The sequence below is a fragment of the Citrobacter sp. CK202 genome (assembly GCF_030333225.1).
Lineage (GTDB): Bacteria > Pseudomonadota > Gammaproteobacteria > Enterobacterales > Enterobacteriaceae > Citrobacter_B > Citrobacter_B koseri.
Genome location: NZ_JAOWGI010000015.1, coordinates 100,220 through 123,568 on the forward strand (window position 1 = coordinate 100,220; position 23,349 = coordinate 123,568).

The window sequence follows — 23,349 nt, forward strand, 5'->3', positions numbered from 1 at the left end:
GACACTGCGCTTATCTGGCCTGCGAACGGGTAGGCCTGCGCCGCCATCCGGCAAGTTTGTCTATGCACTTTGATGGTGTCGGGTACGGTATTTGTCGATCAGCACCGCTATGATGATCACCGCCCCTTTGATCACCAGTTGCCAGAAGTAAGAGACGCCCATCAGCGTCATGCCGTTATTCAGGGTGGCGATGATCAGCGCGCCCACCAGCGTGCCGGTGATCGTGCCGATCCCGCCGACAAAACTGGTGCCGCCGAGGATCACCGCTGCGATGGCGTCCAGCTCATACCCCATGCCTAAGTTGCCGTTGGCGCTGTAGAGACGCGAGGCGCTCATTACTCCGCCCAGCCCCGACAGCAGGCCGCTCATGCCGTACACAAACAGCAGCACCAGCCACACTTTGATGCCGGTTAAACGCGCCGCCTGCATGTTGCCGCCCACGGCATAAATATGTACGCCCAGCGTGGTGCGGCGCAGAATGAACCAGCACAGCACGATCACCGCGAGGGCGATAACCACCAGCCACGGAATCGGGCCAAGATAGTTATTGCCGATCCACTCGAAGCTGATATTGGAGTTGATCACCGTGGTGCCGTCCGCCAGCAGGTAGGCCGCGCCGCGCAGCGCCGTATAGGTGCCGAGCGTGACAATAAAGGGCGGCAGCCCGGCGAAGGCCACCAGCGCGCCGTTAACCAGCCCCAGCCCCAGGCCGAGCATCAGCGCCGCCGGAATCGACAGCATGGCGAACTCCGGTATCAGAGAGACCACCATCGCCGCCACGGCGGTGGTGCCGAGAATCGACCCCACGGAGAGGTCGATGCCGCCGGTCAGAATGATGAACGTCATCCCCGCCGCCAGCACGATGTTGATCGACGCCTGGCGGGTGATGTTCAGCAGGTTGCTTTCAGTGAAAAAGTTAGGTGCGATAAAGCCAAATACCGCCACGATCAGCACTAAAATCGGTAAAATACCGACCGTTTGCATCAGATCGCTCATCAACATCTTTTTTGCGGAGGCGGACTTCGCCACCTGCTGGGGAGTGGTTGGGTTATTCATGATTTCACCGCCTCAAGGTGGGAGTCGTTTACGCCGGTCGCCAGCCGCATGATGTTTTCCTGTGTAATGTCCTGGCTGTACAATTCCCCGGCAATGCTGCCTTCATGCATGACGTAGACGCGATCGCTCATGCCGACGATTTCCGGCAATTCACTGGAGATCATCAGGATCGCCACGCCCTTACGCGCCATTTCGTTCATGATGCGATAGATCTCGCTTTTCGCGCCGACATCCACGCCGCGCGTTGGTTCGTCCAGAATCAGAATGCGCGGGCCGATGGCGACCCAGCGTGAGATCAGAAGCTTTTGCTGATTGCCGCCGGACAAACCTCCGGCGCGGACCTGGGCATGCGGCACGCGAATGTTGAGCAACTGAATGGCGTCATCGGAGATGCTTTGGGCTTTTTTACGGTTCAGCATCCCCCAGTTGGCGTCGCGCTCCAGCGTCGCCATCGTAATGTTCTCCGCCGCCGCCAGTTCTAAAAACAACCCTTGTTCTTTGCGGTTTTCGGTGAGGTAGCCAATACCGTGCTCAATGGCCTCACGCGGGGAGTGGATCACCACCGGCTCGCCATCCACCTCGATCATCCCGCCGGTGGCTTTACGCACGCCGAAAATCAGGTGCGCCAGTTCGGAACGCCCGGCGCCGACCAGCCCGGCCAGGCCGACGATTTCGCCGGAACGTACCAGCAGGCTGCACGGCTGCACTTTACCGCCGTCGGTAAGGTGATGAACGTTCAGACGCGGTTTACCGAGCGGGATGTCGCGTTCTTTGTTGAACAGGTCGCTTAACGGACGCCCCACCATCATGCGCACCAGTTCGGACGCGTTGAGTTTGTCGCGGGTGAGGCTGCCGACGTACTGTCCGTCGCGCAGGACGCTGACGCGATCGGACAGCTCATACACCTCCGCCATGCGGTGGCTGATATAGATAACCGCCATCCCTTCATCGCGAAGGCGCATGATCAGCTCAAACAGACGGTGGGTTTCACGAGATGAGAGGGCGGCGGTAGGTTCATCCATCACCAGAATACGGCTGTTGCGATGCAGGGCGCGGGCGATCTCTACCTGCTGCTGTTCGGCGATGGTCAGCCGCATTACCCGATCGCTGGCTTTAAACTGCGCGCCGAGCCGGTCGATGACCTTTTGCGCCTGCAACACCATCTCTTTACGCTGCACGATGCCGCCGCGCGACAGTTCGCTGCCGAGGAAAATATTTTCGGCGACGGTAAGGTTAGGCGCAAGCTGCATCTCCTGATAAATCAGAGTAATGCCTGCGCTCAGGGCATCTTTCGGCCCACGAATATGAAAGGGCTGACCGTCGATCAGAATCTCGCCGCTGGTGGCGGTATATGCACCGGCGAGAATCTTCATCAGGGTGCTTTTACCGGCACCGTTTTCGCCCATCAGCGCGTGGATTTCACCGGGGTATACCGTCAGATCGACCCCTTTCAGCGCGTAAAATTTGCCAAACGCTTTGGCAATATTGCGCATCTCCAGAACCGGTGTCCTGCTCATGGCGGATCTCCTGCGGGGTTAGCGATATCAGCACTCCATCACAGGAAAGTAAATGCAAAATGTCAGAAGCCGTTCATATTTGTCATATTGCGATTTTTCTTCATGGAGCGTGATATGCCGCAGCACAGACGTCACTTTTTCGCCAGTGCGCGCGGGCGACTGCTGTTTTTTAATCTGCTGGTAGTGGCGGTGACGCTGATGGTGAGCGGCGTGGCGGTGCTGGGTTTTCAGCATGCGAGTCAAATACAGGAGCAGGTGCAGCAGCAAACCGTCGATGACATGACCGGCAGTATGAACCTGGCGCGCGATACGGCGAACGTGGCGACGGCAGCGGTGCGGCTGTCGCAGGTGGTCGGCGCGCTGGAGTACAAGGGCGAAGCGGAGCGGTTGCAGGAGACTCAGCGGGCGCTCAGGCATTCACTCGAACAACTGGCGACCGCCCCGCTGGCGCAGCAGGAACCGGGGCTGGTGGCCCGCATTATTCAACGCAGCAACGAGTTGCAGACCAGCGTGGCGGGCATGTTGCAGCGCGGGCAGCGGCGGCATCTGGAACGTAATACGCTGCTGAGTTCGCTGTATCAGAATCAGAGTTACCTGCGTCATCTGCAACAGCTTGATGCGGCGCAGGATGCGGCGTTGTTCAGTCAAATGGATCGCCTGATTCGCGCCGCCATCGAAACGCCGACGCCGCGCGCCGTCATTAAACAGCTGGATGGCGTGATGCGCGCCCTGCCTGAGCAACATGCCGATCCGCTGGTGAACGTGATTCTGTCTGACTTTAACCAGGAGTTACGCAAACTTGAACCGCTCTCGGCGGCGCTGGAGCAAAGCGACCTGGCCATCAGCTGGTACATGTTTCACATCAAAGCGTTGGTGGCGATTTTAAACAGCGACATCAATCAGTATGCGGCGCAGGTGGCGATCATCTCAGAACAGCGGGTGGCGCAAAGCCATCAGGAATTGCGCTCCGGCGCGTTGTTTATCATGACCTTCGCCCTGCTGGCGGTGGTGATTACCGGCTTTGCCGGGTGGTATATCTACCGCAACCTCGGTTCTAACCTGACGGCGATTTCGCGCGCCATGACCCGGCTGGCGCACGGCGAATCGGATGTCAGCGTCCCTGCCTTGCAGCGGCGGGACGAGCTGGGGGAACTGGCGCGCGCGTTTAACGTTTTTGCCCGCAATACGGCGTCGCTGGAGCGCACCTCCCGCCTGCTGAAAGAAAAGACCTCCCAGATGGAGATCGACCGAACGGAGCGTCAGGGGCTGGAAGAGGCGCTGCTGCACAGCCAGAAACTGAAAGCGGTAGGGCAACTGACGGGCGGGCTGGCGCATGATTTTAACAACCTGCTGGCGGTGATTATCGGCAGTCTGGAACTGGTCAGCCCCGACTCGCCGGATGCGCCGCGCATTACCCGCGCGCTGAAGGCCGCCGAGCGCGGGGCGCTGCTGACGCAACGCCTGCTGGCGTTCTCCCGTAAACAGTCGCTGCATCCGCACTCGGTGGAACTGAAAACGCTGCTGGAAAACCTGAGCGAACTGATGCGTCACTCGCTACCAGCCACGCTGACGCTGGAGATAGAAGCCCAGTCGCCCGCCTGGGCCGCGTGGATAGACGTCAGCCAACTGGAGAACGCGATCATCAACCTGGTGATGAACGCCCGCGATGCGATGGAAGGGCAGACAGGGACGATCAAAATCCGCACCTGGAACCAGCGGGTTACGCGCAGTGACGGACGTCGTCAGGATATGGTGGCGCTGGAGGTGATCGATCACGGTTGCGGTATGTCGCAGGAGGTGAAGGCGCAGGTGTTCGAGCCGTTCTTCACCACCAAACAGACCGGCAGCGGCAGCGGGCTTGGGTTATCGATGGTTTACGGCTTTGTGCGCCAGTCAGGCGGTCGTGTCGAAATTGAGAGCGCGCCGGGGCAGGGGACGACGGTCAGATTGCAGCTTCCCCGCGCCATCGCGCCTGCGGTGGCAAACCTGGAGCCGGTTGCGGTGCAAAGTACCGCCAGCGACGAGAAACTGGTGCTGGTACTGGAAGATGAGGCGGATGTTCGTCAGACGTTGTGCGAGCAACTTCATCTGCTGGGGTACCTGACGCTGGAGGCCGCCAACGGCGAGCAGGCGATGCAGATGCTGGCGTCATCCGGCGAGATTGATGTTCTTATCAGCGACTTAATGCTGCCAGGCAGTCTGAGCGGCGTGGAGGTGATCAACCATGCCCGCAAGCATTATCCCCGCCTGACGCTGCTGCTTATCAGCGGGCAGGATTTACGCCCGGCGCATAACCCCGCGCTGCCGGATGTGGCGCTGCTGCGTAAACCGTTTACCCGGGCGCAGCTCGCGCAGGCGCTGCGGGCGGCGCATGTGCAGGCCTGATAAGCGTCGCGATATCACCGCGACGACAGAAAACGGCAGCGTGCCAGCGTTGCTGCGCCCTGCGCGCCGTTAAACGCGGAGGACGAGGCGGCAATAAAACGTACGGCCTGATACGGCAACGGTCGGCGCAGGTATTTTTGGATCAGGGTAATTAATTGTTCGCGCGGGAAAGCCTGCATATCCATCACGCCGCCGCCCAAAATCACCGCATCGGGATCGAACAGATTTATGCTGGTGGCAATCGCGCGGGCGGCGCTTTCCAGCAGCGCCTGGACGAATGGCGCCTCTCCGGCGTGGACAAACAGTGCGTCCAGCGCGAAATCCCGTGGCTGTTGTTCGTACCAGCGTTTCAGCGCCAGCCCGGAACAGACCGTTTCGAGGCAACCTGGATTGCCGCAGGCGCAGGTCTGCGTCATGTCGCCCTGGGGAATGTGCCCCAGTTCGCCCGCCACGCCATGCGCTCCGGTCCAGGGCGCGCCGTTCATCCACACCGCGAAGCCCATTCCCGTGCCGAGGTAGGCGGCCAGCACCTGCTGCTGTGTGAGATGATTTTCCACGACGTCATACGACAGCTGTAAGTTAACGTCGCGGGAAAACGCGACCGGGCAGCCCAGCGCATCCTCCAGTTTTCCCGCGAGGTCATGCACTTCTTCAGGTTGCAGCGGCAAATTGGGTGTCGAAATGATGGTGCGGTTGTCTTTGCCGACCAGCGCCGGAAATCCCATCACCAGACCACGGCAGCGCGCCTCGTAGCGTGCGATCTGTTCGCTAATCATCTGCGCAATACCGGCCACCACGCCGGGCGCAATCACCTCCGCCGTACGCTGTTTCTCACAGTGCAGAGTCTCACCGCTTGCCGTTTGCAGGCAAAAACGGATATGGGTTGCCCCCATATCCACACCCGCCACAACGCTATGCTGTTTTTGCATGAGGCAGTACCTCGTTTTTCGCCGTCAGGATCTGCGCCGTCATCACTTGCCATGCGTCGTCGATATTCTCCGCGTGGTTAAACAGCCCGGAGGTGCCGACGATAAAGACATCCGCACCTGCCGCCATTAATTTTTCGTAGGTGGCCTGATTGCAGGAGCCATCCACTTCAATTTCGTAATGCAGCCCTTCACGCTCGCGCCAGGCTTTCAGCTCGGCGATTTTATCCAGCATTTCCGGGATGAACGGCTGCCCGGCAAAGCCGGGATCGACGGTCATCACCGTCACTTTATCAGCTTTATGGATATAGTATTTCATCGCCTCAACCGGTGTTTCCGGGTTGAGAATGAGGCCCACTTTCATACCGTGGCGGCGGATTTCGTCAATCAGACGGAATGCCTGACCGTTGATGGTTTCCGGGTGCAGCGTGATGAAATCCGCACCGGCGCGCGCCAGTTGACCAATATAATCCTGCGGACGCGTCACCATCAGATGACAATCAAGAGGTTTGCTCGCCAGTTTCTTGACCTGGCTGACGAAGAAGGGGGACAGCGTCAGATTCGGCACAAAGTGGCCGTCCATAATATCAATATGAAAATAGTCTGCATGGCTGTCGATAAATTCGATCTGTTCTTTAAACTTCAGCAGATCCATACACATTAAAGAGGGAGAGATTTTCATGATCCATTCCTTACTTACTGATAAGACGGTCAAGGGCGACAGCCGCGATAATTAATCCGCCCATCACCACCAGCTGGTAATAGGTTTGTACCTGCAAAATATTCAGACCGTTGTTGATGGTGCCGATGATTAAGCCGCCAATTACCACCGAGAAGATGCGCCCCTTGCCGCCGAAGAAGCTGGTGCCGCCAATGATGGCGCTGGCGATGGCGTAGGTTTCAAAACCCATTCCGGCTAAGGGTTCTGCGGCGCCGAGTCGCGCAGTAGAAACCACGCCCGCCAGTCCCGCGCAAATGCCGGAGATGATAAACACCACCAGGATGTGAAACTTCACGTCAATCCCGGAATAGAACGCCGAGTTTTTGTTGCCGCCGAGCGCGTAGATGTTGCGCCCAAGCCGCATGCGGGTAGTGAGGAACCAGAGGATCACCGCGACAATCAGCGAGAAGATGACCGGCACGGGGACACCTAACACGCTGGCGGCGAAGAAGTTCACGAAGTCGAATGAGAAGCCGTATACCGAGTTGGCGTCGGAAATCACCAGCGTGATACCACGGAAAATCGCGTTAGTGCCAAGGGTGATAATGAACGGATGCAGGCCAGTCCAGTTCACCAGGCAGCCGTTAATCGCTCCCAGCGCACCGCCGACCAGCACGCCGCCAATCAGCGCCGCAAAGAACGGATCGACGCCTGCCAGCATCAGTTTGGCCGTCACCATCCCGGACAACGCCAGAATCGCCCCGACGGAGAGGTCGATACCGGCGACCAGGATGGCGAAGAATTCACCCATGCCGATCAGCACCGTTACCGAACTCTGGACAAAAATCTGGGTGATGTTGTTGGTGGTCAGAAAATATTCTGACGACAGCGAACCGAAGATGGCGACGATAATCGCCAGGATGAAGAAGGTGCCGTATTTATCCCAGAACAGCGCAAAGTTGAACGGTTTCTTCCCGTTCACGTCACCTTTTACTCTTGTGGTAATGCCCATGCCATAATCTCCTCTTCGCTCATGTCATCGCGATTGGTCAGGATTTGCGTCAGTCGTCCTTCGCAGAACACGGCGATGCGGTCGCAGACGGCGATAATTTCAGGAAGTTCAGATGACACCATCAGGATGACTTTTCCGTCGTCCGCCAACTGGCGCATCACTTTATAAATTTCGGCTTTCGCACCGACGTCGATACCACGGGTCGGCTCGTCGAAAATGATCACCTCCGGGCTACAGCACAACCATTTGGAAATCAGCACCTTCTGCTGGTTTCCGCCGGAGAGTTCGGTGATGTTCTGGTTAACGGAATGACACTTCAGCGCCAGCAGTTCGCGCTGCGCTTCGGCGGTACGCTGCTCGTCGCCTTCGTGGAACAGGCCCATCGCCCCCTTAAAGCCGCCGCTTTTCAGGCTGCGGCCGATCGCCATGTTCTGGGCGATAGAGAAATTGGGGAAGAAGCCGTTATCCCGGCGGCTTTCGGTGATGTAAGCCATCCCTTTTTTCACCGCATCCAGGGGTGAGCGCGGGGAGATGGTTTTCCCGTTCAGACGGATCTCGCCGCTTGCGCGTTTATCGACGCCGAACAGGCAATCCATCAGCTCGGTGCGCCCGGAGCCGACCAGTCCGGCGAAGCCTAAAATTTCGCCCCGGCTGACGCTAAAGGAGATATCGCGAACCTTTTTCTTGTCGCGGCTGGTGACGTTTTTCACCTCGAATACCGTATCGCGCTCGATGTTGCCGGTGCTCTCTTTCATGGCGTTAAAGCGGTTTTGCAGTTCGCGACCAACCATCAGGCGGACGATATCGTCGTTGCTGACGTCGCTCACCATCCCGCTGCAAACGCTGCTGCCGTCTTTCATCACCGTATAGCGGTCGCAGATGCGGCGAATTTCCGCCAGCTTATGCGAGATGTAGACGATGGCGGTGCCCTCTTTGCGTAGCTGGTTCATGATCAGAAACAGGTAGTCCACCTCTTTATTGGTGAGCGAGGAGGTGGGTTCGTCCATGATGATCACTTTGGCGTTGAGCATCAGCGTCTTGGCGATTTCCAGCATTTGCTTATGGCTGATGGATAAATTCGCCACCTTTTCGTCTAAATCGACTTTTAAACCGACGCGCAGCAACATCATGGCGGCCCGTACGCGCATCTCTTTCCAGTCAATAATATTGACGCCACAGACTTTTTTCGTCAGATGACGACCAATATATAAATTCTCCAGCACGGTTAATTCATCAATCACGCTGAGTTCCTGATAAATAATGCCAATGCCGAGTTGTGCCGCTAATTTATGATCCAGCTTGTCGTAATTAACGTTATTAATCGTAATGGTGCCTTTGGTCGGTTCATGTATTCCCGACAGAACCTTCATCAACGTTGATTTACCGGCGCCATTTTCTCCTAATAATGCGTGTATTTCATAAGGATAAACCGTTAAATCAACCGATTTTAATGCGTGAACCGGACCAAAGGATTTGCCGATCCCCGCCATCGAGATATATGGCGTGACCATAATTAACCTCTTTTACACTTCATCCTTCAAGCTGCCTCTTTGTTGACTGCCTTCGCTCACCCCAGTCACTTACTTATGTAAGCTCCTGGGGATTTACTCAGTTGCCGCCTCGATGCATCTCGAATGATTTTGTGTAAGAAAAATATTGACTAAATCAGTGCCATTGCCTGATGGCGCTACGCTTATCAGGCCTACGTTCGCGTCGCCATCCGGCAGATTTACGGACTTACTTTGCGACCAGGATGGAATCGACCAGCTTAAATTCCGGCGCTTTATCCAGCGGGATCACGTTGCCTGATTTCGCGGCATCCACCATCAGCCTGAGCCCTGTCGCGCCGATATCCGCAGGGTTCTGAGCGATGGTCGCCGTCATCTGTCCGGCCTCCACCATTTTGCGGGCTTCCGGGATACCGTCTGTACCCACTACCAGCACTTTTCCGCTTTTCCCGGCGTTAGCCACGGCCTGGGCGACGCCCATCGCCATGGTGTCGTTAGCGCAATAAATCGCTTTGATATTCGGGTTGCGTTGCAGCACGTTGGTGGCAACGTCTAACGCTTTGATTCGGTCCCAGTCTGCGGGTTGGCTGGCGACCAGCTTGATTTGGCTTGCCTTTTTGAAAGCCTCGGTTGCGCCATTGCGGCGCGCCTCGCCGGAGGCGTTACCGGCTTTACCTTCAATAATGGCGACTTCACCGCCCTCGGCGCCCAGTTTCTCAATAATGAACTCCGCGCCTTTGGCGCCCACGGCGACGTTATCGGTGGTGACAAACCCTTCGACGTTACCGCCCGCTTTTTTCAGGTTATCCATATCGATTTTTTCATCGAGATTGACCAGATAAATCCCTTTCTTCCACGCGCGGGCGACGGGCATCACCAGGTTTACTGAGGATAATGGCGCAAAGGCGATACCTTTGTAATTTTTATTGCTGAGATCTTCGAATAGCTGCAACTGAGACTGAAAGTCGCCTTCCGAAGGAGAGGCAAAAATATCGACGCTGACACCCAGCGTTTTTGCTTCATCTTCAATACCTTTTTTCATATCCACCCAGAATGGATTGGATAATGTTTTTAATACTACGGCATATTCGGCGGCGGCAAATGCGCTGGTGGACAACATTAAGCCCATAGCCGCACCGCTGAAATATTTCAGATATTTATTCATAGCAGTATTCTCAGTGTAGGGTGTTGCTCCCGAAAATGAGAGCAACGAGCATTTTATTTCAGCGCGCCTGGTGAAAAGAAATCAACAATTGCGCCAGTTTTTTGCATATTAATGGTTGCCTGTTCGATATTCAGTTGGGCGACGGAAACAAAAAATGCATCCAGTAGAGTGAGTTGTAATATGCGTGCGGAAGCATTACGCCCTAATAACGGTGTTTCTGGTGCTGGCGAACAAATAATATAGTCAGCCAATTTGGCGATAGGTGAATGGTAGCTGTGGGTGATACAGATAATTTTGGCACCATTCTTTTTCGCCAGTTCAACCGCGGCTTTTACATCACTGGTGCGCCCGGAATGGGTCACCACCAACACGACATCGCCTTCTTTTAATAGCGATGCGGACATCATCATGATGTGCGCGTCCGGGTAAGTCTGGCAGCGCACGCCGATGCGTAAGAACTTATGCTGTACGTCCGCGCAGATGGCATTCGACCCGCCAGCGCCATACAAATCACGCTGCTTCGCCTGATAAAAGAAGCGTGCGGCGCGATGAATCTCATCCACGTTGACGATTGACTGACCTTCCATAATGGTGCGCAAGGTAATGTTGAATACCTTATTCACCACATCCTGCGGCGCTTCATCAAAGGCCAGTTCGGCAGGCAATACCTGCTCAGACTGAGAAAAATAGTCTTCCAGCGCGCTGCGTAAGTTGCGAAATCCGCTGAATCCCAGCAGTTTCGATACCTTAACAATCATGGCTTCAGATACCGCCAGCGCCTCTGCGACATCTTTAATGGCTGGCGCGCTACTGAGATTACCCGGCTTGAGTAACCACTCGACGATACGGCTCTCGTTCTCCGTCATGCCTTCCTGCTTCATGCGCAGGTAAGGCGCAAGCCCGATGCCGTTTGGAAGCCCTGAATCAAATTCTGACTGACTCATTACGTTCTCTTGTCCTTGAAATGAAGACGCCACTATATCACCACAGCAGGAACAGAAAAGATGCTGACTACTTCACAAAATAGTTAAATTTATAAAGTTTGTCATTTCGTGAATTTAATAACGTTGATAAAAATACGGAATGAAAATAAGTCAATATAAAACAATGAATTATAGTTTTTGCTTGTTCAGGCGCAGCCTGTGTAAGCATCAAGGTCGGGTATTTGTCGCTCTTGCTTTGCCGAACGGAGGTGTGTAGAACAGGCCCATACAGCGTCTTTCTGTCGATTTATTGTTCTTTTAAATTCATTTAAATCACAAATATTTTTTATTCGTAAAGTTTTACCGGGGCGAGAATGAGTATGAAAAAGATTGCATTTGGCTGTGATCACGTTGGTTTTATCCTGAAACAGGATATTTTGACGCACTTAACCCAGCGCGGTATTACGGTGATTGATAAGGGAACCTGGTCGCCGGAGCGCACGGATTACCCACATTATGCCAGCGAGGTGGCACAAGCCGTTGTCTCTGGCGAGGTTGATGGCGGTATTCTGGTGTGTGGCACCGGTGTGGGGATTTCGATAACGGCAAACAAGTTTGCCGGAGTCCGCGCCGTCGTTTGCAGCGAACCCTATTCGGCACAGCTTTCGCGCCAGCATAATGATACCAACGTGCTGGCTTTTGGCTCGCGGGTTGTTGGGCTGGAGCTGGCAAAAATGATCGTGGATGCCTGGCTGGATGCGGGGTTTGAAGGGGGGCGCCATCAAAAGCGCGTGGAGGCGATTATGGCGATAGAACAGCAGGGCAAATGAGATTCCTCCGCTACACGTCGAACAGGCCATTCGCTACCGTGAGGGGAAGATCTCTGCGAGGCTGGTTTTATGAAACGCTATTCTACGCTCATTGCTCTGGGTCTGTTGTCGCTGACGACGCTTCCTGCGCATGCCGATATTGTTGATGACACCATCGGTAATATTCAGCAGGCGATCAATGACGCGTATAAATCTGACAACGGGCGGGATTATGAGGATGACCGCCGTGATGAAGAGTGGCAGCGCCAGATGAGCGACGATCGCCGCAGACAATATGACGACAGACGCCGTCAGTTTGAAGATCGGCGTCGCCAGTTGGACGATCGCCAACGCCAGCTCGATCAAGAACGTCGTCAACTGGAAGATGAAGAGCGCAGAATGGAAGACGAGTACGATCGTTAACCGCGCGACAATCGTAGGCCGGATAAGGCGCAATGCGCCGCCATCCGGCGTAAGGCTACTCCAGCACAATCTCCATCCCGTCATATCCGGCTTCAATGCCGCCCGGCAGGGGGTTATCCATCAGCCATACGTCGAACGAGTGGCTGATGTGGGTGAGAATGACCCGTGGGCAGTGAATCACCTCATTGAGCGCGATAACCGTGTTTACATCGCAGTGATTACGCGGCGCTTCCGCGCGTGGCGCGTGACTACAGTCGATGACGATCGTCTGCGGCTGGTTATTCAGCAGAAATTTTACTGTCTTGTCCGGCAGCGCTGCGGTGTCCGACAGCCACGCGACGCGGCTGTGCGCAGATTCCAGCAGATAGCCAAACGTCAGTTTTGAATGGTTAAGCGGCAGCGGCGTTACCTGTAATCCCTGGAGATCGAAGACCACAAACGGTTCGACGGTGTGGCTGAAATCAAGGATGCCGGGATGTTTAAACAGATCGTCGCAGCCCTGTTCATCCGGCGGGCCATAAACCGGAATCGCGGCGCCCACGCCCCAGCGCAGGGGGAACAGCCCCTGAACATGATCCATATGATAATGCGTGAGCAGAAACTGCTGAAAAGATCCGGCGGGCCAGCGATCGGTAAGATCGTGCAGGCCCGCATCAAGCAGCGTTACCGCGTCATTGAATTTGACGACGCCGCTACAGGGGCGGCGGCGATACTGCTCCTGTAAGCGTGCCCGACGGCAGGCGAGACAATCGCAGCCGTATGCTGGCACGACCTGTGCGCCGCCGGTTCCTGTAAGCGTAATCGTCAGGCTCATTAGTCACCTCAAAGCGCTTTGGTAAAACGAAAATGGCTTTGCGCATACCCTTCACGCAGATAAAACCGGTGCGCATCATGGCGTTTCACGCTGGTGGACAGCTCCGTCATCTCCGCGCCGGCCTGGCGGGCTTCTTCTTCCGCCCATGCCAGCAACCGGCTGCCGACTTTCAGACCTCGCGCCTGCGGCATCACCACCAGTTCCTGGATCTCCCCGATCCAGTTAGCGTGATGCAGGTGGTACTGCATATGCAGGCCGATCATCCCGACAACCTGCCCGTCGCGCAGCGCCAGCTGGTAGCGTATCGTGCGATCCTGCAAATTTGAGGCAAACCCGGCGCGAAAGGCCTGGCGATCGAACTCCGCTTGTTTCAGTTCGCAGATCAGTTGATACACCGCGTCGGTATCGTCCGGCGTGGCCCGGCGTAGTTCACAGACAGGCATGGCTTTTCTCCTGGCGGCCCATTAACGTTAATAAGGTATCGACTGACTGTAGCAAACTTCCGTCATTATTGAGGATATGACAGTTAAAAGGGGCGTAACGGGCCGCACGCGCCAGGCGAGCGGCAATCTCGGTTTCGCTTTCACGCCCGCGCGCCTGTAGACGCTGGCGCAAAATATCGGGAGAGACCTGCAAACAGATAGGCAGCAGCGCTTTGCCGTAGCGGGCCTGCGCCTGCGGCAGATGGGCGCGTGAGCCGTTAACCACCACGTCAAAACCGGCGTGCAGCCACAGATCGATCTCCACGCCAACGCCATAGTACAGGCCATTAGCGTGCCAGCTCAGCGCCAGTAAATTTTGCCCTGCCCGAGTGAAAAACTCCTGCTCGCTCAGCGCAATATGGTTCTCGTTGCCCGCGTTAGCCGCACGCGTGATATAGCGGTGCGCAACCAGCAACTGCGTATGTTCCCGCTGGCGGAGCGCCGCCAGCAAACTGTCCTTACCGGAGCCGGACGGCCCCATCAGCCAGATCAGTTTTCCCATAGTCAGAACACCCTTTTACCCTGACGCCAGACGTGGTCGATATGAATGTGATCGCCTTTACGGTGCGCCAGCACCAGATCGGCGCGCCTGCCTTCGGCGATGATGCCGCGATCGTCGAGATTCAGCGCGCGCGCCGGGTTGCGTGTCACCAGGCGCATTGCCTGCGGCAGCGTAAATGTGTTGGCCTCGTCGTCCGCCACGCGGAATGCCGCGTCGAGCAGGCTGGCGGGGTAATAGTCGGAGGAGAGGATATCCAGCAACCCCAGTTCTGCCAGCTTATGCGCCGCCACGTTGCCGGAGTGCGAACCGCCGCGCACGATGTTGGGCGCGCCCATCAGTACGTTCATCCCATGCTTGCGTGACGCCTCTGCCGCCTCGAACGTGGTGGGAAATTCGGCGATCACGCTGCCAAGCTGATGCGATTCCAGCACATGATCGGGCGTTGCGTCATCGTGGCTCGCCAGCGCGAGATGACGTTCGCGGCACATCTGTGCGATGGCGGCGCGGTTCGGCTGCGACCAGCGCGCCGCAAGCTGAAGCTGTTCCTCTTCGTAGTGGGCCATCTGCTCATCATTGAGTGAATATTTGCCCTGATAGTATTCACGGTACTTCTCGCGGTTAGCGAACTGGCGCTGACCCGGCGAGTGATCCATCAGCGAGACCAGCGTTACCGGCTCGCGATCCACCAGCTTTTCGAACAGCGGCAGGGTGGTGTGATGGGGCAATTCACAGCGCAGATGCAGACGGTGTTCGGCGCGGTTAACGCCGCGTTTCTGCGTCTCTTCGACGGCATTGATCATCTTTTCCAGATTTTCCAGGCGATCGCCGCCGTCGCGGACATCGCCAATCGCAACGGCATCCAGCACTGTGGTGATACCGCTGGCGACCATCAGCGCGTCGTGGCTGCTCATGGCGGAATGGGCGGGCCAGTCCACCTTCGGGCGCGGGGTGAAGAATTTGTCGAGATTATCGGTATGCAGCTCAATTAAACCCGGCAGCAGCCAGCCGCCTTCGCCATCCAGCGCCTCAGGGTGACGGCTCTGACTTTCCGCAAAGGCACGGATAATCCCATCCTGCATTTCCAGCGATCCCTGCACCACTTCGTCTTCCAGCACCAGCTTTACGTTGTTGATAATCATGATGTGGTTCCCATCAGATGCAAACGATCCGCTACGCGATCGCGTACGGTTTGATCGTGAAAAATGCCGACAATCGCCGCGCCGCGCGCTTTGGCTTCTTCAATCAGCGCGACCACGGCGGCGCTGTTTTTGGCGTCCAGCGAGGCGGTGGGTTCATCAAGCAGCAGGATCGGGTAATCGACGATAAACCCGCGCGCGATATTCACGCGCTGCTGCTCGCCGCCGGAAAAGGTGGAGGGAGCGAGATGCCATAGCCGTTCCGGGACGTTCAGGCGCGTCAACAGGTTCGCGGCTTTCGCGGCGCACGTTTCGCGGGCGACGCCCAGATCCAGCAGCGGCTGCATCACCACATCCAGCGCGGAGATCCGGGGGATCACGCGCAGAAACTGGCTTACCCAGCCGATCGTCGAGCGACGCACTTCCAGAACCTTGCGCGCCGGGGCCTGCACCAGATCGATCCACTCATCGCTATGACAAATGTGGATGTGCCCTTCGTCCGGCAGATAGTTGGCATATAGCGAGCGCAACAGCGTCGATTTACCGCTCCCGGAGTGGCCGTGCAGCACCACGCATTCACCGTTCTGTACCTCCAGAGAGGCGTTTTGCAGCACCGGCAGGCGCACGCCATTTTGCTGGTGCAGCACAAAGGTTTTACTGACGTTTTCTACGCGAATCATTTTGGCCTCTTAATTCTGATTGCCGGATGGCGGCTTCGCCTTATCTGGCCTACAGGTGCGCTTTTTGTAGGCCGGGTAAGCAAAGCGCCACCCGGCAAAACAAAAAATCAGCAAAACAAAAAATCAGTTCTGCAATACCGACGACACCAGCAACTGGGTATAAGGGTGGTGTGGATCGTCGAGCACGCGGTCGGTTAATCCACTTTCCACCACCTGACCCTGCTTCATCACCAGCAGACGGTCTGCTAACAGGCGCGCCACGCCCAAATCGTGGGTGACAATCACCACTGCCAGATCCAGTTCCACCACCAGGCCGCGCAGCAGGTCCAGCAGCTTTGCCTGTACGGAAACGTCCAGCCCGCCGGTAGGTTCGTCCATAAACACCAGCTTCGGGTGAGTGACCAGGTTGCGGGCGATCTGCAAACGCTGCTGCATCCCGCCGGAAAAGGTGGTCGGCAGGTCGTCGATGCGCGAGGCCGGAATTTCCACCTCCTCCAGCCAGCGCTTCGCCGTGGCGCGAATTTCACCATAGTGACGCGCGCCGGTGGCCATCAGGCGTTCGCCGATATTGCCACCCGCCGAGACCTGGCGGCGCAGTCCGTCCATCGGATGCTGATGCACCACGCCCCATTCCGTGCGCAGCAGGCGGCGGCGGTCGGCTTCGCTCATGCCGTACAGTGAACGGTTCTGGTACAAAATGTCGCCGGACTGCGGCGTCAGGCGCGAGGAGATGGATTTCAGCAGGGTGGTTTTGCCGGAACCGGACTCCCCGACAATGCCCAGCACTTCACCAGGCCACAGGTCAAAAGAAACATCGCTGAAGCCTTTGCCCGGCGCGTAGAGATGGGTCAGGTTATTGACTGAAAGCAGCGGTTGCGTCATTTGCTGAGTGCCTCGCTCTGTTGGCGGCAATAATCGGTGTCGGAGCAGACAAACATCCGTTTGCCGGTGTCATCCAGCACCACTTCGTCGAGATAGCTGTGCGTTGAACCGCAGATGGCGCAGGGCTCATCCCAGGTTTGTACGGTGAACGGGTGATCGTCAAAATCGAGGCTTTCCACGCGGGTCCAGGGCGGCACGGCATAGATGCGTTTTTCGCGCCCCGCGCCGAACAGTTGCAGCGCGGGCATCATATTCATCTTCGGGTTGTCGAATTTCGGGATCGGCGACGGGTCCATGACGTAGCGGTCATTGACCTTCACCGGGTAGGCGTAGGTGGTGGCGATATGGCCGAAGCGGGCGATATCTTCGTACAGCTTCACCTGCATGACGCCGTACTCTTCCAGCGCGTGCATGGTGCGGGTTTCGGTTTCGCGCGGTTCGATAAAACGCAGCGGTTCAGGGATCGGCACCTGGAAGATAATGATCTGATCTTCGGTCAGCGGCGTTTCCGGGATCCGATGACGGGTCTGGATCAGCGTCGCGTCTTCCGTGCGTTCGGTGGTGTTCACGCCGGTTACGCGCTTAAAGAAGTTGCGGATCGACACGGCGTTGGTGGTGTCATCCGCCCCCTGGTCGATCACTTTCAGAATGTCCGGCTCGCCAATCACGCTGGCGGTAAGCTGAATGCCGCCCGTTCCCCAGCCGTAGGGCATCGGCATTTCACGCCCGCCGAACGGCACCTGATAACCGGGGATCGCCACCGCTTTTAAAATAGCGCGGCGGATCATGCGCTTGGTTTGCTCGTCGAGATAAGCAAAGTTGTAGCCGGAGAGGTTAGTCGTCACGGGCGGCCTCCTGTTGCAGGCGTTTGAGCAGTTCCAGTTCAGCCTGGAAATCGACGTAGTGGGGGAGTTTGAGGTGCGAAACAAAACCCGCCGCCTCGACGTTATCCGCATGCGCCAGCACGAACTCTTCGTCCTGCGCCGGTCCCGTGACCGTTTCATCGTATTCGGGTGCCTGTAGGGCTCTTTCCACCAGCGCCATCGCCATTGCTTTACGTTCGCTCATGCCGAACACCAGTCCGTAGCCGCGGGTAAAGTGCGGCGCGTCGTTTTCCGGTGCGACAAAACCGTTGACCATTTCGCATTCCGTCATCAGCAGTTCGCCGACGTTCACGGCAAATCCCAGCTCCTCCGGCACCGTTTCCAGCCCGACGTAGCCGCTGCGGATCTCACCGGCAAACGGGTGGTTGCGCCCGTAGCCGCGTTGCGTGGAATACGCCAGCGCCAGCAGATACCCTTCGTCGCCGCGCATCAGCTGTTGCAGGCGTGAGGAGCGCGAACAAGGGTAAACCGGCGGCGTGCGGGTGATGTCGTCCGGTACGGCGCCGCTGTCTTCTTCACGCTTCGCCAGCCCCTGGTTCGCCAGCAGAGAAAAAACGTGCGGCGCGGCGTCCTGCATGGCGTCAGCGGTACGCAGCGGCGGCGTTTCGCCGTTTGCCAGCAGGGTAAAATCGAGCAGGCGATGGGTGTAATCGTAGGTCGGCCCCAGCAGCTGCCCGCCGGGAATATCCTTGTAGACGGCGGAAATACGGCGCTCTAAACGCATCTCTGCGGTGTTCAGCGGCTCACTGACCGCCAGCTTTGCCAGCGTGGTGCGGTATGCGCGCAGCAGGAAGATGGCTTCGATGTTATCGCCGCTGGCCTGTTTTAAGGCGAGCGCGGCCAGTTCGCGGTCGGCGATGCCTCCTTCGGTCATCACGCGATCCACGGCCAGGTTCAACTGTTGCTCGATTTGCGCCACGCTCAGCTCGGCGAGGGTGTCGTCGCCCCGGCGTCGGTTTTCCTGCAACGCGTGGGCGTTGGCTATCGCCTTTTCGCCCCCTTTGACGGCTACGTACATCAGCACACCTCCACATGGGTGGTTCGCGGAATCGCCAGCAGTCGCTCGCCGCAGGTGAGGATGAGATCGACCCCCAGCGGGAACGGGTGCGGGCGCTCAGTCAGTTCATGGATGAGGCACTCCGGCAGCTGCGGGGCAATCATGCGTTCTTCGGCGATACCCGCCCCGGTCAGGCGCAGCATGCGTCCGCCGCTCAGACTGGCGACCTGGACGATCAGGGTGGCGCTGGTTTCCGGCGCGACGGCGCTTCCGGCGGAAAGGGCGTTTAGCTGCTCGCTGCTGATGCGTTCATCGGCGACGGCAAAAGCGGCCTGCTGCGGCTGTTCAACCAGCGGCGCGCTGGTGTGAAAGCGCAGGTTCTGACTGGCAATGTCGTTGTTGATGGACGGCGCGAGCCATACCGGGGTGTCGCCGTCGACCAGAGTGAGCAATACGCTGGTGGTGGCCAGATTCAGCGGCTGCCAGCCGTGTTTCAGTTGATGCAGGGCGACAATCACCCCCGGCTCGCTCATCGCCTTCAGCAGGCGACGAAAACTCTGTTGCGCGTCCTGAACGGGCAGGGTAAAGGCGGTTTGTAGGGTCATGCGTTATCTCCGCGTACCAGCGTAAAGAAGTCAACCCGGCTGGCGTTTACTTCGGCGCGGCGAGCGGTAATGTGTGCGTCGCGTTCCGCCTCCAGTGGGGCAATTAAGGTTTCCATTAAGGTCTGGAAGTGAGTGTGCTCCTGCAACAGCGCGTCGATGACGGCGCACTGCTCGGCGTGGTGTTTGTTGCGCCCCAGCAGGTAGCTGTAGCCCAGCGTGCCGCTCTTAAGACGCACCACCGCACGGGTCAGCGTGGTATCTCCGGCGAAAAAGCGGTTGCCGGTGCCGCCCATGCGGGCCTGAATCTGCATCAGCCCGGTTTCCGGGGCGCGAATCAGTTCATATTCCGGCGTGAGTTTCAGCGCCTGCATTTTCACGTTAAGCGCGTCGGCGTTGCTGTAAGCCAGCGCGCGCATCCAGCGCTGGCGAGTGGCGGTATCGAAGTGCATTCCGTCAGTGCTCCATAGTGAATTCGATCATGTCGGCGCGGGTCAGGCTGACGGAGTACTCCGTCGCGTTTTCCTCGCTGTCACGGTGGTTCAGCGTGCGCACGCACAGCAGCGGCGCCATATTGGGAATTTCCAGCACCTTGCTCTCTTTGGCCTGCGCACGGCGGGCGCTGATGCGCGTCTGGGTGCGCTGTAGCGCCAGACCGCACTGCTCGCGCAGGTAGTCATGCAGCGAACCGTGGTTAAAGCCCTGCAACAGCGGCCAGAGGGCGAGGTCGGAAAAGTAATGGTCGATCAGGCACAGGGCGATGCCATTTACCCGGCGCAGGGTGCGCAGGTGGATGACGTTATCGCCCTCTTTGACGCTCAGCGCATCGGCGATGTGGCTGGATGCCGGGCGCAGCACTGCCAGCAGTTTTTCGCTGGTGGGATGACTGCCTTGTTCCAGTAGATTCTGGCTAAAGCGCGCCTGGGCATTGAGCGGGTAATCGAACGGGCGCATCAGCACCAGCACGCCGACGCCCTGGCGACGCTGCACCCAACCGCGCTCCACGAGCTGGTCGATGGCGCGTCGCAGCGTGTGGCGGTTCACCTCATAGCGGGCGGCAAGCTGATGTTCCGCCGGAAGGTAATCGCCGCAGCGGTAATGCTGGCGAAGCTCCTGCTCAAGTCTCGCGGCAATCTCCTGATAGCGCGTTGGGTAACTGGTCGGATGTGTAGACAAGTGCATAGCCATCAATGCCTCGCTAATCAGATAAAGTGCTTACGCAAACGCTGGGAGAGGAAATCCAGCAGGCTGACGGTAATGATGATTAACACCATCAGGGCGCAGGTCTGCGGGAACTGAAAGCCGCGAATCGCTTCCCACAGCGTGACGCCGATGCCGCCTGCGCCCACCATGCCGACCACCGTGGCGGAGCGGACGTTGGACTCAAAACGGTACAGCGAGTAGGAGATGAGCAGCGGCATAACCTGCGGCAGCACGCCGTAGAGGATCTCTTCAATTTTGTTGGCGCCGGTGGCGCGGATGCCTTCAACCGGGCCAGGTTCAATGGCTTCCACCGCTTCGGAAAGCAGCTTGGAGAGCACGCCGGTGGTGTGGATAAACAGCGCCATGACCCCGGCAAACGGCCCGAGACCAACGGCGACCACGAACAGCATGGCGAAAACCATTTCGTTAATCGCGCGGCAGGCGTCCATCAGGCGACGCATCGGCTGGTAAATCCACCACGGCACGAGGTTATCGGCGCACATCAGGCCGCAGGGAATCGACAGAATGACCGCCAGCGCAGTGCCCCAGACGGCGATTTGCAGGGTGACGGCCATTTCGCCCAGATAGTGCTGCCACTGGCTGAAGTCCGGCGGGAAGAAGTCGGCGGCGAAGGTCGCCATGTTGCCGGAATCCTGAATTAGCGTGAGCGGGGCCATTTCGGCGCCCTTCCACGAAACGACCAGGACGGCGAGAAGGATGGCCCAGCTCAGGAGCGAGAACCAGCTACGCTTTGGCGGGGCGACGGTGATGCTTTGCATGTTTAGCTCCGTGCGTCGTTTATTGCCGGATGGCGGCGCAAGCGCCACCGGGCCTCAGGTTTACTGCACCGCTTTGGTGACGCTGGTCATCGCGCCCAGCGCGGCGGTCAGGCGGTCGAGATCGTCCAGCTGCGCTTTAATCGCGGAGGTTTTGCTGGTTTTTTCGCTCTCGTTCAGTCCCTTGTTGTCTTTCACGCCCTGCATCTCTTTAAACAGCGCCAGCTGGCGAATCGGCACCAGTTGCAGGTCGCTGGAGGGGCGGAATGGCGCCCAGCCCAGGCGTTCCAGCACGGTTTTCTCTTCCGCTGTTTTGCCGTAATTCATAAAGAAGTCGTACACCTTGTCCTTGGTGGTTTCGGAGAGATTTTTACGCCAGACGATCGGATCGCCCGGGATCAGCGGCGACTTCCAGACAACCTTCAGTGCTTTCAGCTTGTCTGGCGCGGAGGTTTTCAGTTTGTCGAGGTTTTCGGTGTTATTGGTTGCGACATCCACCTGCTTGTTGGCGACGGCCAGCGCGTTGGTTTCGTGGCTGGCGTTAACGGTGCGTTTGAAGTCGCTGGCGGAGATGCCGTTTTTGGCGAAGACGTAATAACCGGGGACGAGGAAGCCAGAGGTGGAGTTCGGATCGCCATTGCCGAAGGTGAGATCTTTACGTTTGGCGATCAGATCGTCCAGGTTATTGATCGGGCTGTCTTTGTTGACGATCAGCACGCTCCAGTAGCCCGGCGATCCATCTGCGGCGACGGTCTGGGCAAATACCTGACCGTTAGCGCGATCCACGGCTTCCATCGCCGAGAGGTTGCCGTACCAGGCGATATCCACTTTGTTGAAGCGCATTCCCTGAATGATGCCCGCATAGTCAGGCGCGAAGAAGGCGTTCACTTTGACGCCCAGTTTCTTTTCCATGTCCTTCAGGAACGGGTCCCACTGCGGCTTCAGGTTTTGCTGTGATTCGGTCGAAATAATGCCAAAGTTCAGTGCTTTTTCCTGTTCTTCCGCATGTGCCGGGCTTAACAAGGTGCTGATGCTGAACATGCTGGTGAACGCCAGCGCGGCAACGGCTTTGTAGCTCATTTCCATTCCTCATTGTGGGGATGTTAAGCAGCCTGCGCGTTCTGTTCGACGCGGTTCATGCTGCGGTAGAGATGGTCAAAACGATCGTTATCAAAGTGCTGGCTGCTGCCGTCATAGAACACATGCCCCTGACGCAGCGCCACAATGCGTTCGCAGTAGCGCAGGGCGTAATCCACCTGATGCAGCGTGACGACCACGGTGATGCCGTCGGTCTGGTTAATGTCGCGCAGGGTGTCCATCACAATGCGCGCCGACTCCGGGTCCAGCGAGGCGATCGGCTCATCGGCGAGGATCACTTTCGCCTGCTGCATCAATGCCCTGGCGATAGCAACGCGCTGCTGCTGTCCGCCGGAAAGCGTCGATACGCGCTGATGCGCGAAGTGCGCCATCCCGACGCGGGTCAGCGCCTGTAGCGCGCGCTGCTTCTGCGCCTGGGTGAACCAGCTAAAACAGGTACGCCAGAACGGCGTGCTGCCGAGCGCGCCAATCAGCACGTTCTCCAGTACGGTCAGACGGTTCACGAGGTTGAACTGCTGGAAGATGTAGCCGGTGTGAGCGCGGCTTTTGCGGATGTCCCGCGCCAGTTTGCCCTCACGCTGTACCGTGCGGCCCAGCAGCTCGACATGGCAGTCCGGCGCTTTATCGCCGGTAATCAAACCGCTTAAGTGACGTAAAAGGGTGGATTTGCCGGAACCGGAAGGCCCAAGCAGAGCCACCATCTCACCGGAAGAGATGTTCAGATCAACCGCATGCAGCGCCTGATGCTGATTGAACGTTTTGGAGAGTTTCTCGACGCGAATAACCGTTTGCATGATGCGGCCTCCCTAAAAAAGTGGCCCCATCGTGGCGGATTAATGTGACGTTTTAGTTAAGGGATGGTTACTTGACGATGAAGAATTGAAGGGGCTTCGATGACAGCACGGGAG

General features: G+C 57.6%; 25 protein-coding genes. 3 read left to right on the plus strand and 22 right to left on the minus strand.

Features of this window, described 5'->3' with window-relative positions:
• Positions 1 to 60: 60 nt before the first annotated feature.
• Complete coding sequence (locus tag OGX84_RS01750) at positions 61 to 1,056, minus strand: ABC transporter permease subunit (protein WP_049011261.1); 996 nt, start codon at positions 1,054 to 1,056, stop codon at positions 61 to 63.
• Positions 1,053 to 2,573, minus strand: coding sequence for a sugar ABC transporter ATP-binding protein (locus tag OGX84_RS01755; RefSeq protein WP_058668426.1), 1,521 nt, complete (start codon positions 2,571 to 2,573; stop codon positions 1,053 to 1,055). Before OGX84_RS01755 ends, OGX84_RS01750 begins: the two co-directional genes overlap by 4 nt.
• Before the next feature lie 114 nt (positions 2,574 to 2,687).
• Between OGX84_RS01755 and OGX84_RS01760 the strand changes: the two genes are divergently transcribed.
• Positions 2,688 to 4,958, plus strand: coding sequence for a hybrid sensor histidine kinase/response regulator (locus tag OGX84_RS01760; RefSeq protein WP_047459614.1), 2,271 nt, complete (start codon positions 2,688 to 2,690; stop codon positions 4,956 to 4,958).
• A gap of 14 nt (positions 4,959 to 4,972) precedes the next feature.
• Here the strand turns inward: OGX84_RS01760 and alsK are convergent, their stop codons facing one another.
• The 6 genes from alsK to OGX84_RS01790 form a co-directional block, all read right to left on the minus strand.
• Complete coding sequence (gene alsK / locus OGX84_RS01765; protein ID WP_049011255.1) at positions 4,973 to 5,887, minus strand: allose kinase; 915 nt, start codon at positions 5,885 to 5,887, stop codon at positions 4,973 to 4,975.
• A complete protein-coding gene (gene alsE, locus OGX84_RS01770) occupies positions 5,871 to 6,566 on the minus strand; it encodes a D-allulose-6-phosphate 3-epimerase (RefSeq protein ID WP_047459608.1) in 696 nt (231 codons plus the stop codon). The genes alsK and alsE overlap by 17 nt, the downstream gene beginning before the upstream one ends.
• Positions 6,567 to 6,576: 10 nt before the next feature.
• Positions 6,577 to 7,557 (minus strand): D-allose ABC transporter permease, encoded by a 981-nt coding sequence (alsC, locus tag OGX84_RS01775; protein WP_012134559.1) that lies wholly within the window; start codon positions 7,555 to 7,557, stop codon positions 6,577 to 6,579.
• Positions 7,536 to 9,068, minus strand: a complete 1,533-nt coding sequence (alsA, locus tag OGX84_RS01780; RefSeq protein WP_112001345.1) for a D-allose ABC transporter ATP-binding protein AlsA — start codon at positions 9,066 to 9,068, stop codon at positions 7,536 to 7,538. The genes alsC and alsA overlap by 22 nt, the downstream gene beginning before the upstream one ends.
• A gap of 226 nt (positions 9,069 to 9,294) precedes the next feature.
• Complete coding sequence (gene alsB / locus OGX84_RS01785) at positions 9,295 to 10,230, minus strand: D-allose transporter substrate-binding protein (protein WP_012134557.1); 936 nt, start codon at positions 10,228 to 10,230, stop codon at positions 9,295 to 9,297.
• A 53-nt stretch (positions 10,231 to 10,283) separates the two neighbouring features.
• Entirely contained in the window at positions 10,284 to 11,174 is an 891-nt protein-coding gene (locus tag OGX84_RS01790; protein WP_012134556.1) for a MurR/RpiR family transcriptional regulator, read from the minus strand.
• A 359-nt stretch (positions 11,175 to 11,533) separates the two neighbouring features.
• Here OGX84_RS01790 and rpiB point away from each other — a divergent pair, with 359 nt between their 5' ends.
• A complete protein-coding gene (gene rpiB, locus OGX84_RS01795; protein ID WP_024130821.1) occupies positions 11,534 to 11,983 on the plus strand; it encodes a bifunctional allose-6-phosphate isomerase/ribose-5-phosphate isomerase RpiB in 450 nt (149 codons plus the stop codon).
• A gap of 69 nt (positions 11,984 to 12,052) precedes the next feature.
• The gene (yjdP, locus tag OGX84_RS01800; protein WP_012134552.1) at positions 12,053 to 12,385 is read left to right on the plus strand and encodes a DDRRRQL repeat protein YjdP; all 333 of its coding nucleotides are present in this window, start codon (positions 12,053 to 12,055) and stop codon (positions 12,383 to 12,385) included.
• A 55-nt stretch (positions 12,386 to 12,440) separates the two neighbouring features.
• On the opposite strand, the gene phnP is transcribed toward yjdP, so the two are convergent.
• From phnP to phnC, 14 genes are all read right to left on the minus strand, one after another.
• The gene (gene phnP / locus OGX84_RS01805) at positions 12,441 to 13,199 is read right to left on the minus strand and encodes a phosphonate metabolism protein PhnP (RefSeq protein ID WP_112001344.1); all 759 of its coding nucleotides are present in this window, start codon (positions 13,197 to 13,199) and stop codon (positions 12,441 to 12,443) included.
• A gap of 8 nt (positions 13,200 to 13,207) precedes the next feature.
• The gene (gene phnO / locus OGX84_RS01810; protein WP_012134549.1) at positions 13,208 to 13,642 is read right to left on the minus strand and encodes an aminoalkylphosphonate N-acetyltransferase; all 435 of its coding nucleotides are present in this window, start codon (positions 13,640 to 13,642) and stop codon (positions 13,208 to 13,210) included.
• Positions 13,629 to 14,183 carry a ribose 1,5-bisphosphokinase gene (gene phnN, locus OGX84_RS01815; RefSeq protein WP_012134548.1) on the minus strand — a complete coding sequence of 185 codons (555 nt, stop codon included), beginning with the start codon at positions 14,181 to 14,183 and terminating at the stop codon, positions 13,629 to 13,631. The genes phnO and phnN overlap by 14 nt, the downstream gene beginning before the upstream one ends.
• A gap of 2 nt (positions 14,184 to 14,185) precedes the next feature.
• Positions 14,186 to 15,322, minus strand: coding sequence for an alpha-D-ribose 1-methylphosphonate 5-triphosphate diphosphatase (gene phnM / locus OGX84_RS01820; RefSeq protein WP_012134547.1), 1,137 nt, complete (start codon positions 15,320 to 15,322; stop codon positions 14,186 to 14,188).
• Complete coding sequence (gene phnL / locus OGX84_RS01825) at positions 15,319 to 15,999, minus strand: phosphonate C-P lyase system protein PhnL (RefSeq protein WP_112001343.1); 681 nt, start codon at positions 15,997 to 15,999, stop codon at positions 15,319 to 15,321. The genes phnM and phnL overlap by 4 nt, the downstream gene beginning before the upstream one ends.
• Positions 16,000 to 16,122: 123 nt before the next feature.
• The gene (gene phnK, locus OGX84_RS01830; protein WP_047459591.1) at positions 16,123 to 16,881 is read right to left on the minus strand and encodes a phosphonate C-P lyase system protein PhnK; all 759 of its coding nucleotides are present in this window, start codon (positions 16,879 to 16,881) and stop codon (positions 16,123 to 16,125) included.
• A complete protein-coding gene (phnJ, locus tag OGX84_RS01835; protein WP_174234025.1) occupies positions 16,878 to 17,669 on the minus strand; it encodes an alpha-D-ribose 1-methylphosphonate 5-phosphate C-P-lyase PhnJ in 792 nt (263 codons plus the stop codon). The genes phnK and phnJ overlap by 4 nt, the downstream gene beginning before the upstream one ends.
• 46 nt (positions 17,670 to 17,715) lie before the next feature.
• Entirely contained in the window at positions 17,716 to 18,783 is a 1,068-nt protein-coding gene (locus tag OGX84_RS01840; RefSeq protein ID WP_012134543.1) for a carbon-phosphorus lyase complex subunit, read from the minus strand.
• Entirely contained in the window at positions 18,783 to 19,367 is a 585-nt protein-coding gene (phnH, locus tag OGX84_RS01845) for a phosphonate C-P lyase system protein PhnH (protein ID WP_012134542.1), read from the minus strand. Before phnH ends, OGX84_RS01840 begins: the two co-directional genes overlap by 1 nt.
• Entirely contained in the window at positions 19,364 to 19,816 is a 453-nt protein-coding gene (phnG, locus tag OGX84_RS01850) for a phosphonate C-P lyase system protein PhnG (protein WP_012134541.1), read from the minus strand. Before phnG ends, phnH begins: the two co-directional genes overlap by 4 nt.
• Positions 19,817 to 19,820: 4 nt before the next feature.
• Positions 19,821 to 20,546 carry a phosphonate metabolism transcriptional regulator PhnF gene (gene phnF, locus OGX84_RS01855; protein WP_112001341.1) on the minus strand — a complete coding sequence of 242 codons (726 nt, stop codon included), beginning with the start codon at positions 20,544 to 20,546 and terminating at the stop codon, positions 19,821 to 19,823.
• 20 nt (positions 20,547 to 20,566) lie between these two features.
• Entirely contained in the window at positions 20,567 to 21,346 is a 780-nt protein-coding gene (gene phnE, locus OGX84_RS01860; protein ID WP_012134539.1) for a phosphonate ABC transporter, permease protein PhnE, read from the minus strand.
• A gap of 60 nt (positions 21,347 to 21,406) precedes the next feature.
• Complete coding sequence (gene phnD / locus OGX84_RS01865) at positions 21,407 to 22,423, minus strand: phosphonate ABC transporter substrate-binding protein (protein WP_024130817.1); 1,017 nt, start codon at positions 22,421 to 22,423, stop codon at positions 21,407 to 21,409.
• 23 nt (positions 22,424 to 22,446) lie between these two features.
• Positions 22,447 to 23,235: a phosphonate ABC transporter ATP-binding protein gene (phnC, locus tag OGX84_RS01870; protein WP_112001340.1), complete on the minus strand. Its 789-nt coding sequence runs from the start codon at positions 23,233 to 23,235 to the stop codon at positions 22,447 to 22,449.
• Positions 23,236 to 23,349 lie beyond the last annotated feature (114 nt).

Excerpts from the sequence above, each read along its gene's own strand:
- OGX84_RS01750 (WP_049011261.1), bottom strand. The coding sequence starts at position 1,056 with ATGAATAACCCAACCACTCCCCAGCAGGTGGCGAAGTCCGCCTCCGCA.
- OGX84_RS01755 (WP_058668426.1), bottom strand. The coding sequence starts at position 2,573 with ATGAGCAGGACACCGGTTCTGGAGATGCGCAATATTGCCAAAGCGTTT.
- OGX84_RS01760 (WP_047459614.1), top strand. The coding sequence starts at position 2,688 with ATGCCGCAGCACAGACGTCACTTTTTCGCCAGTGCGCGCGGGCGACTG.
- alsK (WP_049011255.1), bottom strand. The coding sequence starts at position 5,887 with ATGCAAAAACAGCATAGCGTTGTGGCGGGTGTGGATATGGGGGCAACC.
- alsE (WP_047459608.1), bottom strand. The coding sequence starts at position 6,566 with ATGAAAATCTCTCCCTCTTTAATGTGTATGGATCTGCTGAAGTTTAAA.
- alsC (WP_012134559.1), bottom strand. The coding sequence starts at position 7,557 with ATGGGCATTACCACAAGAGTAAAAGGTGACGTGAACGGGAAGAAACCG.
- alsA (WP_112001345.1), bottom strand. The coding sequence starts at position 9,068 with ATGGTCACGCCATATATCTCGATGGCGGGGATCGGCAAATCCTTTGGT.
- alsB (WP_012134557.1), bottom strand. The coding sequence starts at position 10,230 with ATGAATAAATATCTGAAATATTTCAGCGGTGCGGCTATGGGCTTAATG.
- OGX84_RS01790 (WP_012134556.1), bottom strand. The coding sequence starts at position 11,174 with ATGAGTCAGTCAGAATTTGATTCAGGGCTTCCAAACGGCATCGGGCTT.
- rpiB (WP_024130821.1), top strand. The coding sequence starts at position 11,534 with ATGAAAAAGATTGCATTTGGCTGTGATCACGTTGGTTTTATCCTGAAA.
- yjdP (WP_012134552.1), top strand. The coding sequence starts at position 12,053 with ATGAAACGCTATTCTACGCTCATTGCTCTGGGTCTGTTGTCGCTGACG.
- phnP (WP_112001344.1), bottom strand. The coding sequence starts at position 13,199 with ATGAGCCTGACGATTACGCTTACAGGAACCGGCGGCGCACAGGTCGTG.
- phnO (WP_012134549.1), bottom strand. The coding sequence starts at position 13,642 with ATGCCTGTCTGTGAACTACGCCGGGCCACGCCGGACGATACCGACGCG.
- phnN (WP_012134548.1), bottom strand. The coding sequence starts at position 14,183 with ATGGGAAAACTGATCTGGCTGATGGGGCCGTCCGGCTCCGGTAAGGAC.
- phnM (WP_012134547.1), bottom strand. The coding sequence starts at position 15,322 with ATGATTATCAACAACGTAAAGCTGGTGCTGGAAGACGAAGTGGTGCAG.
- phnL (WP_112001343.1), bottom strand. The coding sequence starts at position 15,999 with ATGATTCGCGTAGAAAACGTCAGTAAAACCTTTGTGCTGCACCAGCAA.
- phnK (WP_047459591.1), bottom strand. The coding sequence starts at position 16,881 with ATGACGCAACCGCTGCTTTCAGTCAATAACCTGACCCATCTCTACGCG.
- phnJ (WP_174234025.1), bottom strand. The coding sequence starts at position 17,669 with ATGATCCGCCGCGCTATTTTAAAAGCGGTGGCGATCCCCGGTTATCAG.
- OGX84_RS01840 (WP_012134543.1), bottom strand. The coding sequence starts at position 18,783 with ATGTACGTAGCCGTCAAAGGGGGCGAAAAGGCGATAGCCAACGCCCAC.
- phnH (WP_012134542.1), bottom strand. The coding sequence starts at position 19,367 with ATGACCCTACAAACCGCCTTTACCCTGCCCGTTCAGGACGCGCAACAG.
- phnG (WP_012134541.1), bottom strand. The coding sequence starts at position 19,816 with ATGCACTTCGATACCGCCACTCGCCAGCGCTGGATGCGCGCGCTGGCT.
- phnF (WP_112001341.1), bottom strand. The coding sequence starts at position 20,546 with ATGCACTTGTCTACACATCCGACCAGTTACCCAACGCGCTATCAGGAG.
- phnE (WP_012134539.1), bottom strand. The coding sequence starts at position 21,346 with ATGCAAAGCATCACCGTCGCCCCGCCAAAGCGTAGCTGGTTCTCGCTC.
- phnD (WP_024130817.1), bottom strand. The coding sequence starts at position 22,423 with ATGAGCTACAAAGCCGTTGCCGCGCTGGCGTTCACCAGCATGTTCAGC.
- phnC (WP_112001340.1), bottom strand. The coding sequence starts at position 23,235 with ATGCAAACGGTTATTCGCGTCGAGAAACTCTCCAAAACGTTCAATCAG.